The organism is Lentzea sp. NPDC058436 (assembly GCF_042721515.1).
Lineage (GTDB): Bacteria > Actinomycetota > Actinomycetes > Mycobacteriales > Pseudonocardiaceae > Lentzea.
In genome coordinates, this window is the sequence record NZ_JBHXLF010000028.1 from 22977 (window position 1) to 35634 (window position 12658).

The 12658-nt window shown below is 69.8% G+C and carries 13 protein-coding genes; 1 reads left to right on the forward strand and 12 read right to left on the reverse strand.

Features of this window, described 5'->3' with window-relative positions; translation table 11 throughout:
• The 8 genes from ACFWN2_RS42510 to guaB form a co-directional block, all read right to left on the reverse strand.
• On the reverse strand, positions 1–1218 hold the full coding sequence (locus ACFWN2_RS42510; RefSeq protein WP_382436331.1) for an FAD-binding oxidoreductase: 1218 nt from the start codon (positions 1216–1218) through the stop codon (positions 1–3).
• Positions 1202–2434 carry an FAD-dependent monooxygenase gene (locus ACFWN2_RS42515; RefSeq protein WP_382436332.1) on the reverse strand — a complete coding sequence of 411 codons (1233 nt, stop codon included), beginning with the start codon at positions 2432–2434 and terminating at the stop codon, positions 1202–1204. Before ACFWN2_RS42515 ends, ACFWN2_RS42510 begins: the two co-directional genes overlap by 17 nt.
• Positions 2431–3390 carry an MBL fold metallo-hydrolase gene (locus ACFWN2_RS42520; protein ID WP_382436333.1) on the reverse strand — a complete coding sequence of 320 codons (960 nt, stop codon included), beginning with the start codon at positions 3388–3390 and terminating at the stop codon, positions 2431–2433. Before ACFWN2_RS42520 ends, ACFWN2_RS42515 begins: the two co-directional genes overlap by 4 nt.
• Before the next feature lie 12 nt (positions 3391–3402).
• The gene (locus ACFWN2_RS42525) at positions 3403–5079 is read right to left on the reverse strand and encodes an FAD-dependent oxidoreductase (RefSeq protein WP_382436334.1); all 1677 of its coding nucleotides are present in this window, start codon (positions 5077–5079) and stop codon (positions 3403–3405) included.
• 119 nt (positions 5080–5198) lie between these two features.
• On the reverse strand, positions 5199–5417 hold the full coding sequence (locus ACFWN2_RS42530) for a hypothetical protein (RefSeq protein ID WP_382436336.1): 219 nt from the start codon (positions 5415–5417) through the stop codon (positions 5199–5201).
• A 39-nt stretch (positions 5418–5456) separates the two neighbouring features.
• Entirely contained in the window at positions 5457–5804 is a 348-nt protein-coding gene (locus ACFWN2_RS42535) for a hypothetical protein (RefSeq protein ID WP_382436337.1), read from the reverse strand.
• 61 nt (positions 5805–5865) lie between these two features.
• On the reverse strand, positions 5866–6999 hold the full coding sequence (locus ACFWN2_RS42540; RefSeq protein WP_382436338.1) for a GuaB3 family IMP dehydrogenase-related protein: 1134 nt from the start codon (positions 6997–6999) through the stop codon (positions 5866–5868).
• Between the two features lie 52 nt (positions 7000–7051).
• On the reverse strand, positions 7052–8563 hold the full coding sequence (guaB, locus tag ACFWN2_RS42545) for an IMP dehydrogenase (RefSeq protein ID WP_382436339.1): 1512 nt from the start codon (positions 8561–8563) through the stop codon (positions 7052–7054).
• A 127-nt stretch (positions 8564–8690) separates the two neighbouring features.
• On the opposite strand from guaB, the gene ACFWN2_RS42550 reads away from it, so the two are divergent.
• The gene (locus ACFWN2_RS42550; RefSeq protein ID WP_382436340.1) at positions 8691–9074 is read left to right on the forward strand and encodes a DUF5319 domain-containing protein; all 384 of its coding nucleotides are present in this window, start codon (positions 8691–8693) and stop codon (positions 9072–9074) included.
• Positions 9075–9227: 153 nt separating this feature from the next.
• Here ACFWN2_RS42550 and ACFWN2_RS42555 read toward each other — a convergent pair whose 3' ends face one another.
• The 4 genes from ACFWN2_RS42555 to ACFWN2_RS42570 form a co-directional block, all read right to left on the reverse strand.
• The gene (locus ACFWN2_RS42555; RefSeq protein ID WP_382436341.1) at positions 9228–10121 is read right to left on the reverse strand and encodes an anti-sigma-D factor RsdA; all 894 of its coding nucleotides are present in this window, start codon (positions 10119–10121) and stop codon (positions 9228–9230) included.
• A complete protein-coding gene (locus ACFWN2_RS42560; protein ID WP_030471987.1) occupies positions 10122–10694 on the reverse strand; it encodes a sigma-70 family RNA polymerase sigma factor in 573 nt (190 codons plus the stop codon).
• A 313-nt stretch (positions 10695–11007) separates the two neighbouring features.
• On the reverse strand, positions 11008–11604 hold the full coding sequence (locus ACFWN2_RS42565; RefSeq protein ID WP_030471988.1) for a response regulator transcription factor: 597 nt from the start codon (positions 11602–11604) through the stop codon (positions 11008–11010).
• An 81-nt stretch (positions 11605–11685) separates the two neighbouring features.
• Positions 11686–12582, reverse strand: a complete 897-nt coding sequence (locus ACFWN2_RS42570) for a hypothetical protein (protein ID WP_382436342.1) — start codon at positions 12580–12582, stop codon at positions 11686–11688.
• Between the last annotated feature and the right edge of the window lie 76 nt (positions 12583–12658).

Genomic DNA, 12658 nt, shown 5'->3' on the forward strand with positions numbered 1-12658 from the left:
CTACAGGCCCTGCGGGAACGCCAGCACGCGATCGGGGTCGTACCGGTCCGCGACTTCCTTGAGCCGCACCAGGTTGCGGCCGTAGTAGGCGGTCGGCCAGTCGGGCATCTCCGGGTCGATGTAGTTCACGTACCCGGTGGTGCCCGCGCCGAGCCCGTCGCGGATGCCGGCGAGCAGCGCGCGGGCCCGCGCCTCGGTCAGGTCGCCCAGGAGCACGTAGACCTGGGCGCTGGCCGTGGCGTCGCGATGCGGGAACGCCGTGGCGTCGGGCGCGACCCGTTCGATGGCGCCGCCGAACGAGTCGAACTGGATCATGCACGGCGGCCGCCCGTCCATCAGCGCGGCGACCTTCGACCCCGGCACGGGCGCGTGCAACATCCGCGACGACGCCACGTACGGCTCGCCGGTTTCCGCAGGTCCCGCGTAGTGGCGCATCGCCTGCAGGTAGGTCATCTCCTCGACTTCGCGCTCGGCGGGCGGCATCCGGTCCAGAAGCCGGTGCAGGTCCTTCGCAGCTCCCACGTACGCGCCTCTGACGCTCGGCACCGACTTCGGGCCGGAGTCGACGCGCAGGCTCGTCCACAACTCGTCCGGCGCGTCCGCGATCCACTCCTGCCAGGCGTCGACCACGTCCGCCGTGCCCTCGGGGTAGTCGAGGCCGAACACGGTCAGGTCCGGTGCCGGATCCGTGCGGAACGTGAACTCCGTGACGACGCCGAAGTTGCCGCCACCGCCGCCTTTCAAGGCCCAGAGCAGGTCCGGCTCCTCCGAGGCCGTGCGCAGAACGCCGTCCGGGGTGACGATCCGCGCGTCGACGAGGTGGTCGCAGGTCAGGCCGTACTTGCGCGCGGTCACGCCGATTCCGCCGCCGAGCGCAAGTCCGCCGATGCCGACCGAACGACAGGTGCCCGCGGGCAACGCCTGACCCGCGGCTCCGAGCGCCTCGTAGATGTCGTGCATCCGCGCGCCGGCACCGATGGTCGCCGTCCGACCGTTGACCCGCACGTCCGACAACCCCGCGAGGTCGAGGACGAGACCTCCGTCCGGCCACGAGTAACCCGCGTAGCTGTGGCCACCGCTGCGCGCGGCGACCGGAATGCCTGCGCGTGCCGCGCGTTCCAGGCCCGCCTGGACGTCCTCGACCCGCGCGCACCTCACCACCGCGAGCGGTTTCCGGTGCGCGTACAGGGTGTTCTGCGGATCACCAGCCGAGTGCACGCCGTCTCGTCTCCTCGCCGTCCGGTCCGGCGACGTGGCCGTCCGGTCGGATCAACAGGCCGTCCCTGACAGTGAATCCTGGGCCTGCCGTGCGTGAACCGGCGATCAACACGCCGCCGTCCTCGTAGGCGAACGGGGTGAAGAGCTTGCCCGAGTCGATGCCCTCGCCGGTGTCGAGCGCGCGCCGCCTGTGCTCTCGTTCCTCGGGCGTGCCCGGGACGAGGAACCGCATGGTCTCGCCGGTGATGCGGAGGTTCTCGTCGGCGGCGGCACCGCGTTCGGTGTTGTAGGAGGCGAGCAGGTGCGGGCCCGCCTCACCGCGGCGGTCGGCGGCGATCTTCCAGGCCGCGTTGTCGGCGTCGCAGATCCCGGAGTTCAGGCCGCGGGCGCCGAACGGGCTCATCACGTGCGCCGCGTCGCCCGCGAGCAGGACCCTCCCGTCGCGGAACCGCGCGGCCCTGCGCTGGTGGAAGCGGTAGGTGGACTGCCAGACGACCTCGTACGGCCTGTCGCCCACGATCGCGCGGACGTGCTCGTCGGTGAGCTGAACGTCCTCGGCGACCTGCCAGTCGATCCGCCAGACGCCCTTCGGCTGCGGGTGCAGCAGGACCTGGCGGCCGGGGTTCCAGGGCGGGTCGAAGTAGAAGCGGCGTTCGGGCGCCTCGAAGTCCAGGTCGACGCGGACGTCGGCGATGATGAACCTGTCGTCGAACGAGAAGCCCTCGAACGGGATGCCCAGCAGCTGACGGACCTTCGAGTGCGCGCCGTCCGCAGCGATGCAGTGGGTGGCCCTGATTCCGTCCTGAGTGGACACTCCGTCGACGTCCTGGGCCAGTGCCTCCAGCGGGTGCCCGTAGCGGAGCTCGATCAACGGCTCGGCGCGGACCCGCTCCTCCAGCAGTTGCTCCACGACGGTCTGCGGGGTGTTCACGAACGGCGGGAAACCCTTGCCCTCCGGGAAGGTCAGGGTCAGCACCTCGCGGTCGCGGTGGTAGGTGCGGCCGGTGTACCAGGTGACGCCCGCGTCGGCGACGGCCTGCCCGACGCCGATCCGTTCGAGGATCTCCAGCACGTCGCGCTGCACGCAGATCGACCGGCTGCCGGCCTTGTCGCGCTGCTCCTGGGCCTCCAGGACGACGCTCGGGACGCCGGCTCGCGCGAGGAACAGCGCGGCGGTCAGCCCCACCGGCCCCGCACCGACGACCAGGACGGTCATTGCAGGGCGTCCCACACGGCGCGGTCGCGTTCGGCCGTCCAGATCTCCGGCCAGTCCTTGCCGTCGCACTCGTCCCAGTAGCGCTTCACGTCGAACGGCAGGCAGTGCTCGAAGATCGGCCAGCGCCCGTAGCGGCCCACGAGCGTGCTGTGCGCCAGTTCGAAGGCCTGCTTGAGCGTGCCGCCCTCTCCGTGCACCCCGCCGACGGTGCGGCGCAGTTCGTTGAGGAAGTGCCTGCTCTGGTTGATCGCGGCCTCGACCTCCATGCGGTCACGGGCGACCTTGCCGCGTCCGCCCACCAGGACCTCCGCGCCGAGGTCCTCGATCTCGTCCAAAGTGGACGTCGCCCACTCGTCGTGGAACGCGTCACCGGTGTAGAGCGCGGCCTGCGACTCGACCAGGTCGCCCGCGAACAGGATGCGCTGCTGCGGCAGCCACGCCACGATGTCGCCGGCCGTGTGCCCGCGTCCGAGGAACTGCAGCACCAGGTCGCCGCGCTCGTCGCCCAGCGGGATCGTCATGCGGTCGGAGAACGTGAGCGTCGGCCAGGTCAGGCCGGGGATCTCCTCCGGGGACTCGAACAGCCGCGGCATGCGGCCGAACTCGCTCTCCCAGTCCTGCTGCCCGCGTTCGGCGATCAACACCCGCGTCATCTCGTGGGCGACGATCTCCTGCGCGTCGAACGCGCTGGCCCCGAGCGTGCGCACGGCGTGGTAGTGGCTGAGCACGAGGTACCGGACCGGTTTCTTGGTGTGCTTGCGCAGCTGCGCGAGCCACCTGCGCGCGGCCGCGGGGGTCGCGCGCGCCTCGAAGCAGATCAGGAAGTCCTCGGCCTCGATGGCCGCGACGTTGGGGTCGCCTTCGGCGGTCAGGGTGTAGACGCCCTCGGCGAGCTCGACGAAGACCTCGTCCTTCGGGGCGAGGTCAGCGCTGGAGGCGAACGGCTTCTTGGCCATGCCTCCACCGTGTCAGGACGCCTTCACGATCGGCAACCGCAAAGCGGCTGGAGCTTGATCGGGAACCGCCGGGTTCTTCGGCTTCGTCGGGTTGATCCGCTTGTAGGGCTGGTCCTGGGCGGGCCGCTCGTCCCGTTCACCCTTGTTCGGCCACAGCGAGAACGCCCGTTCGGCCTGGGCGGTGATGGTGAGGCTGGGGTTCACACCGAGGTTCGCGCTGATCGCCGAACCGTCCACAACGGACAGTCCGGGGTAGTTGAACACCCGGTGGTACGGGTCGATGACGCCCTGGTCCTGCCCGGACGCGATCGCGCAGCCGCCGATGAAGTGCGCGGTCAGCGGGATGTTGAACAGCTCGCCCCACGTGCCGCCCGCCATGCCGTCGATGTGCTTGGCCGCCAGCAGGTTCGCCTCGTGTCCCGCCGGGATGAACGCCGGGTTCGGCTCGCCGTGCCCCTGCTTGCTGGTGAGCTTGCCGCGCTTGAGGAACGTGGTGATGGAGTTGTCGAGGCTCTGCATGACCAGCAGGATCACGGTCCGCTCGCTCCACCGGTGCACGCTGAGGAGCCGTAGCAGGCGGAGCGGGTGCCTGATGGCCTGCTTGATGAACTGCAGCCAGCGCGGCGTGCTCAGCGCGCCGTCCGTGGCGAGGGTCTGCAGCATGCCCATGGCGTTGCTGCCCTTGCCGTACCGGACGGGTTCGATGTGCGTGATCTCGTCGGGGTGGATCGAGCTCGTGATCGCAACGCCCTGCGTGTAGTCGGTCTTCGGGTCGACCGTGTACCGCGCGGCCCCGATGATCGACTCGGAGTTGGTGCGGGTGAGCTCGCCGAGCTTGGGCGAGATCTTCGGGAGGGTGGTCGACTTGGCCTTGTGCAGCAGCTGCTGCGTGCCCCACGTGCCGGCGGCCACCACGACCTGGTCCGCCGTGAACGTCCTCGTGGCCTTGCCGCCGGTCATCTTCGTGTCGATGGTCCACTTGCCGTCGTTCTCGTGGAGCTCGGTGACCGTGGTCAGCGGGAAGACCTTCGCGCCGAGCTTCTCCGCGAGGTAGAGGTAGTTCTTGACCAGCGTGTTCTTCGCGCCGACCCGGCACCCGGACATGCAGCTGCCGCACTCGGTGCAGCCCGTCCGCTCCGGCCCCGCGCCCCCGAAGTACGGGTCGGCGGCGGGTTTGCCGGGCTCGCCGAAGAACACCCCGACGGGCGTCGGGTGGTAGCTGTCCTCGACCCCCATGTCCTTCGCGACCTTCTGCATGACGACGTCGCTCGGGGTCGTCGTGGGGTTCGTGACGACACCCAGCATCCGGCTCGCCTGGTCGTAGAACGGCTCCAGCTCGTCCTGCCAGTCGGTGATGTGCGCCCACTGCCGGTCCTCGTAGAACGGCTTGAGGGGCCGGTACAGCGTGTTCGCGTACACGAGGCTGCCACCACCGACCCCCGCACCGGCGAGCACCATGACGTTGCGCAGGGTGTGGATGCGCTGGATGCCGAAGCACCTGAGCTGCGGCGCCCACAGGTAGCGGCGGAGGTCCCAGCTGGTCTTGGCGAACTCGTCGTCGGCGAACCGGCGCCCCGCCTCCAGGACGGCGACGCGGTAGCCCTTCTCGGTCAGGCGGAGCGCGGCCACGCTGCCACCGAACCCGGAGCCGACGATGACGACATCGAAGTTACCGGCGAGTTCACCCATGAACCGGAGAGTAGGCGTTACTTCCGGTAACGCCTAGTCCCCTATCGGTTCAGACGGGCGAGACGCGGTCATGAAGTCGGTCCAGAGGTCGACCGCCTGTTGGAGAGACGCCCCTCGACTCAGAGCACCAGGCCCTCGATGACCCACACCGTGAACGCCACGGCCAGCCCGGTGATCACCAGCCCGCCGCAGACGAACAGGGTCAGCATCTTCCAGCCGATGCCCCCGACACCTTCGTCCTCCTCGGGAGCGTCCTCGAACTCCGGGACGTCGGCGTCCGGGTCGATCGTGTCCACATCACTGTTCTTGCCGTCGCCGAACAAGGAATCCAAATCCACGCTCAAGTGGACGCGCGGGGTGCCCGTTCGGTTGCAGGATCAGGTTTGGGCCCAAGCGGCGATCGGCAGACTCAGATATACGCCCACGTCAGCGAGGCCCGTTGCGTCGGAGATGGCGGCGCACAGGTCGTCGACGCGCTCCTGGCGGTTCTTCTCGCGGCTCTCGAACCACTTCGAGCGGACCTCGACGACGACGTCCATGCCGCTCACGTCGAACGGGCCGCGCGGGCGGAAGCGGAGTTCCACGTCGCCGGGCTGGAGGTCGCCGTCGTACGGCTCCTCGGGGCACTCCACGGCGAGTGAGACGGCGTGCGGGAGCATCGCCGCGAGTTCCCTGAGCACTGCGTGCGGGACGTGGGGTGCGTAGTTGATCTCGACGAGCGGCACGGCGCCCAGCAAAGCAGAAGGGCGCGTCCCGGTCGGAACGCGCCCTTTCTGGAATCGATCTCTAGCCGCGGATGGTCAGGCCGACCTTCTGGAACTCCTTGAGGTCCGAGTAGCCGGTCTTGGCCATGGCCCGCTTGAGGGCACCGAACAGGTTCGTCACGCCGCGCGGGTCGGCCGACGGGCCGAACAGCAGCTTGCGCAGGTCGAGCTCCTGGTCCACCGCCTCGGCGACGAGGCTGCGCGGCACGGACGGGTGCGCGGACGCCGCCGTCCAGTACAGGCCCTGGCCCGGCGCCTCGGTCGCGGCGGCCAGCGGCTCGCCGAGCATCACGGCGTCGGCACCGCAGGCGATGGACTTCGCCACGTCGCCCGAGGTCGTGACGCCGCCGTCGGCGATGACGTGGACGTAGCGGCCGCCGGTCTCGTCGAGGTAGTCGCGGCGCGCGGCCGCGGCGTCGGCGATCGCGGTGGCCATCGGCACGCCGATGCCCAGGACCTGGTCGGTCGTGGTGACGCCGGGCGTGTAGCCGTAGCCGACGATCACGCCCGCCGCGCCGGTGCGCATCAGGTGCATGGCGGTGCGGTAGTCACCGACGCCGCCGGCGATCACCGGGATGTCGAGGTCCGCGATGAACGACTTGAGGTTCAGCGGCTCGCCACCGCGCGTGACGTGCTCGGCCGAGATGATCGTGCCCTGCACGACCAGGATCTCGACGCCCGCGGCCAGCAGGTCCGGCGTGAGCTCGGCGGCGCGCTGCGGGCTGACGCGGACGGCCACGGTGACGCCCGACTCGCGGACCTGCTTGACCGCCTCGGCGATCAGGTCCATCCGCAGCGGGGCGGCGTGCAGCTCCTGCAGCACCTTGACCGCGGCGGCAGGGTCCTCGTTGTCCTCGGTGGCCTGGACCAGGCGGAACAGCGCCTCGTCCACGTCGCCGTGCCGCGCCCAGAGGCCCTCGGCGTTCAGCACACCGAGGCCACCGAGCTCACCGATCGCGACCGCCGTGCCCGGCGACACGATGGCGTCGGTCGGGTGGGTGATCAGCGGGATGTCGAAGCGGTAGGCATCGATCTGCCACGTCGTGGAGACGTCCTTCGACGACCTCGTCCGACGCGACGGGATGATCTCGATGTCGTCCAGCTCGTAGGCCCGCCTCGCGGTCCGGCCCATGCCGATCTCGACCAGATCGCGCACCTGTGGTTCCTCTCCAGAGCTCTAAGAACGTGCTGTAAGCAGCCCGAACACCCTAACGGGTGGTGTAGTTCGGAGCCTCGACGGTCATCGTGATGTCGTGCGGGTGCGACTCCTTGAGCCCCGCCGCCGTGATCCGCACGAGCTGCGCGTCCTGCAGCTCGGTGATCGTGCGGGAGCCCGTGTAGCCCATGGCCGCACGAAGACCGCCGTTGAGCTGGTGCACGACCTGCGACAACGGGCCGCGGAACGGCGTGCGGCCCTCGATGCCCTCGGGGACGAGCTTGTCCTCGTTGAGCACGTCGTCCTGGAAGTAGCGGTCCTTGGAGAACGACTTGTTCTCGCCGCGGGACTGCATGGCCGCCAGCGAGCCCATGCCCCGGTACGTCTTGAACTGCTTGCCGTTGACCAGGATCAGGTCGCCGGGCGCCTCCTGGGTGCCCGCGAGCAGCGACCCGAGCATCACGGCGGACGCGCCGGCCGCGATGGCCTTGGCGATGTCGCCGGAGTACTGGATGCCACCGTCACCGATCACCGGCACACCGGCCGCGCGGCAGGCGAGCGAGGCCTCGTAGATCGCGGTGATCTGCGGCACGCCGACACCGGCGACCACGCGCGTGGTGCAGATCGAGCCGGGGCCGACGCCGACCTTCACGCCGTCCGCGCCCGCGTCGACCAGGGCCTGGGCGCCGGCGCGCGTCGCGACGTTGCCGCCGACGACGTCCGTCGAGTCGCCGAGCTCCTTCTTGATGCGGGCGACCATCTCCAGCACGCCGCGCGAGTGGCCGTGCGCCGTGTCGACCATCAGCACGTCGACACCCGCCTCGGCCAGCGTCATCGCGCGGACGAACGAGTCCTCGCCCACACCGACCGCGGCGGCGCACAGCAGGCGGCCGTCCGGGTCCTTGGTGGCCATCGGGTACTGCTCGGTCTTGACGAAGTCCTTGACCGTGATCAGGCCCTTGAGCTTGCCGTCGCCGTCGACGATCGGCAGCTTCTCGACCTTGTGGCGGCGCAGCAGGCCCAGCGCGGCCTCGGCCGACACGCCGACCTGCGCGGTGACCAGCGGGCCGTTGGTCATGACCTCGCTCACGCGCTTGCTGTGGTCAAGCTCGAACCGCATGTCGCGGTTCGTGATGATGCCCACCAGCTTGTTGTTCGCGTCCGTGACCGGCACGCCGGAGATGCGGTACCGCGCGCACAGCGCGTCCACCTCGGCCAGCGTGGCGTCGGGCGAGCAGGTGACCGGGTCGGTGACCATGCCGGCCTCTGACCGCTTGACGGTCTCCGCCTGACGGGCCTGGTCCTCGATGGACAGGTTGCGGTGCAGCACGCCGATGCCGCCCTGACGTGCCATCGAGATCGCCATCCGGCCCTCGGTGACCGTGTCCATGGCGGCGCTGGCCAGCGGAATCTTGAGGGTGATGTTGCGCGAGATCCTGGTGCTCGTGTCGACGCCGCTCGGAACGACGTCGGACTCGGCAGGCAGCAGGAGCACGTCGTCGAAGGTCAGTCCCAGCATGGCGAACTTGCCCGGGACTCCGTCAGCGTTGAGCTCGCTGGTCATAGCGGGTGACATGCCTTCCGTCGTGCGGTTTGCTCCCCCTCCTGCGAGCGTGGTTTCCGCAGGCGGAGGCGGTGCGACCCATGGTATCTGGACGGGTCAGGGGGTACGGCGGGTACCGTGCGGGGTCGTGCCGCACGACGCGTTGCCACCAGACCCCTTCGCAGGCGACCCAGAGGACCCCGCGTTGTCCCTGGGCGAGCCCGACCACGACCATCCCCCGATGGACGACGACGAACGGACGGAGCTGGTCAGCGACCTGAGCGACCTCGCCGTCTACCAGGCGTTGCTCGAACATCGCGGCGTCAGAGGCATCGTCGTGGACTGCGGTGAGTGCCAGGAGCCGCACTACCACGACTGGGCGTTGTTACGAGCCTCACTCGAACAGCTGCTCGCCGACGGACGGATGCGCCCGCACGAGCCGGCGTTCGATCCGAATCCCGGGGCCTACGTGAGCTGGGAGTACTGCCGCGGGTACGCGGACGGCGTGACGGCGACCGAGTCGGCGCGCTGACGTCGCGCCCGGCCTGTGAGGTCGGACGCACCCGGCCGCGGGCAGCTGGTCGCCCGATCCGGTCACATTCCACCTGACGTGTGAACGCCCGAGCATGTGAACGGCCCCTGACCTCGAAGGATCAGGGGCCGTTCACACTGCGTCTCAGATGGTTCAGGAGCCGGTCGTCTGCCCGGCGGTCTCGCCGTTCGTCCCGGTCCCGGTCGAGCCGGGGTTCTCACCCGTGCCGGGGTCCGGCGGCGGAGGCGGCGGCGGGTTCTCCTCGCCGTTCGACGTCGGCGGTGCCGGGGTCTCGGACGACGGGGGCGTGGACGGCTCCGTCGTGGAGGGCGGCGTGGACGACGTCGACGGGGTGGTCGACGGCTCCGACGACTTCGGGGGCTTGGTCGGCTTCGTGGTCGTCGAGGTCGGCGGCGCGGTCGAGGTGTTGGTGTCGAGCTGCTTCTCCAGCTCCTTGTGCTTCTCCTCGAGCTGCGCCTTGCCGTCGGCCGTGGACACCGAACCGAGGCTGGCCCCGATCTTGTCCAGCTTCTCGCGGGCCTCGGTGACGTTGCCCTCGCGCAGCGCCAGACGGGCGGCGTCGAGGTCGGTGTTGATGATCGCCGCGGCCTCGATCGATTTCGCGTGCTCGGAGTAGAGCACTCGTGTGAGGCCCCAGAGCGCGTCGCCGGGCTGTGCGTCGCGGGCCACGAGGCTCACGCCGGTGAAGGCGATGGCCAGGACCGCGGCGGCGCTCGCCAGCGGGATCAGGAAGCGATGCCTGTTCACCGGCTGCGGGCGTGCGGCCTGGATCGTGGCGATCGCGGTGTCGGTGTCGACGAGCTCGCCGAACGGCTCCGTCTCCACCTCGTTGCGCCATGCGAGCAGCAACGCGTTCAACTCGTCGTCGACGAGTGAGCCGGCCGCGTTCGGGGTCGCCGACCCCAGCGCGTCCAGCAGCTTGTCATCGGCCTGCACTGCCGAAAGATCGTCGGCGACGGGTTCGTGCGGGGCTCTGTCGTCCGGTCCGCGCACTTCCTCGTCGTCCTTCCCGTGTTCGTCGGCCACTCAGACCACCTCCTCCGCTGCCAGCGACTTGCGCAGACGAGCGAGCGCGCGGTGTTGCGCCACCCGTACCGCACCCGGCGTCGAACCGACCGCCTCGGCAGTTTCCTCGGCGGAGAGTCCGACCACCACCCTCAACAGCAGGATCTCCCGCTGCTTCTCCGGCAGGACGCGCAGCAGTACCGCCATCCGGTCGGAGAGTTCTCCCTGCATCGCCCGCTGCTCGGGACCAGCTTCGGTCTCCGGCGCGTCGGGGACCTCAGGAACGGGCTCGGAGCGGTTCCTGGCGGCGGACCGATGTGCATCGGCGACCTTGTGCGCCGCGATCCCGTAGACGAACGCGAGGAAGGGCCGACCCTGGTCGCGGTAGCTGGGCAATGCCGTGAGCACCGCGAGACACACCTCCTGGGCCACATCGTCCGCCGAAGCGAAGCTCCGCTCCTGCCTGCCAACTCGGGCGCGGCAGTACCGCACCACCAGAGGACGTATGGAGGCCAGCAGGCGTTCGATCGCCTGGCGGTCGCCGTCGACGGCCGCGCCCACTTCGGCGTCCAGTCCGTCCCCCAAGTTGGTCATCGCAGACAACAGCCCTGGTGTTACTTGTTGGCGTACCGACAGGAAACAACACGAGTCACTCACAGCGACCCGATGCAGCAGCTTCACCGTACCGGTCTTCCGGCGTTCTGTTCATAGGTGGGGTATGGACACCACGCGTGAACAGCCAGCACGTCCGAACGGCTGACAGCCCGGCGACATTGTCACCGGGCTGGGCTAAATGCGCGACCCGGAGGATCACCAGTTGCACAGGTGAGCCGCCTCACGCACGCCACCGGCCCCGCTTCCCCACATGCGGCATATGAGGACACGGGGCCGGTGCGGCAAGTGCGACCTACTGGACGAGGCCTCGCCGGAAGCCGTGCGCGACCGCCTGAGCGCGGTCACGAACACCGAGCTTGCGGAAGAGACGACGAGCGTGCGTCTTCACCGTGTCCTCCGACAGGTAGAGCTCGCGGCCGATCTGGCCGTTGCTCTTGCCCTGGCTCATGCCCCGCAGCACCTGGAGCTCACGCTCCGTGAGCTGCACTCCGGGGTCGGAGGGCTGACGAGGCGCCGGCACCGAAGTGCTGGCGAGCGTGTGCGCGAGGGCTGCCACAAGCTCGGGACGCGACGCGTCCCACCTCAGGTAGCCGCGTGCACCGCCGGCGATCGCCGCGGCGATGCTCCCGGCGTCGTCGGGTGCTCCGAAGACGATGACGTTTGCCTGCGGATTCGCGGAGACGAGCCGACGGGTTGCTTCAACCCCGGTCGGGACGGCGCGCTGGGTTCCCACCAGGACGACGTCGACCGGCTGCCTTGAAAAGCGAGCCAACAACTCGTCACCGTGCGCTACGCAGTCGATGCGGCTAACCCCGGGGACAGCCGACATCACGCGGGTGAGACCCTCCCGCACACTGCGCCGGTCGTCGCAAATAAGGACCGTGGTCACGGGGACTCCTTTCCTGCAGCCGAGTGACGTTCCATCTCCCCTATCGGACGCTGGAGGCCGGACCTTGACACGATCCGGTGCTTAATCCGTCAAGAAGTTCGTCTGAGGGTCTGCGTTCGGGGGTTCCCCGGAACGGAGCAGCCCACTCGGCACCCACGGGGAATCAAGGGCGACCCGACGGCTGACGGCATCAGCTCTCCGTAACACGCAGCTCAGAGCCTCCGTCGCCCGGTCGATGGCGACTGCGCCCTTCGTGGGGGCATGGCCCGCCAGGACGAGAGCGCTCGGCCAGATCAACGGTTGGAGCCCTTTCAAGGCGCTGTGATTTAGCTCACACTCGACCAGTTCAAGCCCGCGATTCAGGCCGTCGGGTGTCCCCCACACGACCAACGAGGTGCCCAGGACGAGTGCCGACTTGAGCTCGTGCCGCAGCGCCTTTCTGCTCGTCGCCCTCCTGTGCGCCGCCTCCGCGGGGGCCACCGCGTCCTGCGGGAGGCCGGACGCCAGCGCGATCTCGGCGGTCACCCAGCCCTTGCGGACCTCACCGCGCCACGACCGCGTCTCAACTCGTGCGAGCAACCTGCGGGCCTCGTCCAGGCGTTGAGCACCGAGCGAGTCGGCGGCGAGCCCGAGCAGGGCGTCGGTCCGGGCACCTGCCGCGTCGATCCCATCCGGGTCGGTCGCACCGTTCTCTTGGACGCGCGCGAGGGCGGCTCCGTCGAGGGGGCGGGCTAGGTGGTGGGCTCCTAGCTGACGGTGGTGGGACGCGCGAGTCGAGAGGGACAGGGACGCGATCACCGGGTCGGGGTCGTGACGGAGCGCGTCCAGGAGCGTGGCGGCCGCCGCGTAGTGGCCCTGGCCGCCCAGGGTCACGGCGGCGAGCCAGCGGGCTCGGGGGCTCTGGGCGGAGAGCGCCGGCCAGACGTCGAGGTGGGGTGAGTCGCCGAAGGCGGCGCGGCGGAGGTCCTCTTCCTTCACGAGGTGGAGTCTGCCTTCAGGTGGGGGTGGGTGGGGGCGCGGCGGTGGTGGAGAGGGGCGGGGCGGCAGGGCGGGG

Coding starts and splice junctions, on each gene's coding strand:
- ACFWN2_RS42515 (WP_382436332.1), bottom strand. CDS start 2,434: ATGACCGTCCTGGTCGTCGGTGCGGGGCCGGTGGGGCTGACCGCCGCG.
- ACFWN2_RS42520 (WP_382436333.1), bottom strand. CDS start 3,390: ATGGCCAAGAAGCCGTTCGCCTCCAGCGCTGACCTCGCCCCGAAGGAC.
- ACFWN2_RS42525 (WP_382436334.1), bottom strand. CDS start 5,079: ATGGGTGAACTCGCCGGTAACTTCGATGTCGTCATCGTCGGCTCCGGG.
- guaB (WP_382436339.1), bottom strand. CDS start 8,563: ATGACCAGCGAGCTCAACGCTGACGGAGTCCCGGGCAAGTTCGCCATG.
- ACFWN2_RS42560 (WP_030471987.1), bottom strand. CDS start 10,694: ATGACCAACTTGGGGGACGGACTGGACGCCGAAGTGGGCGCGGCCGTC.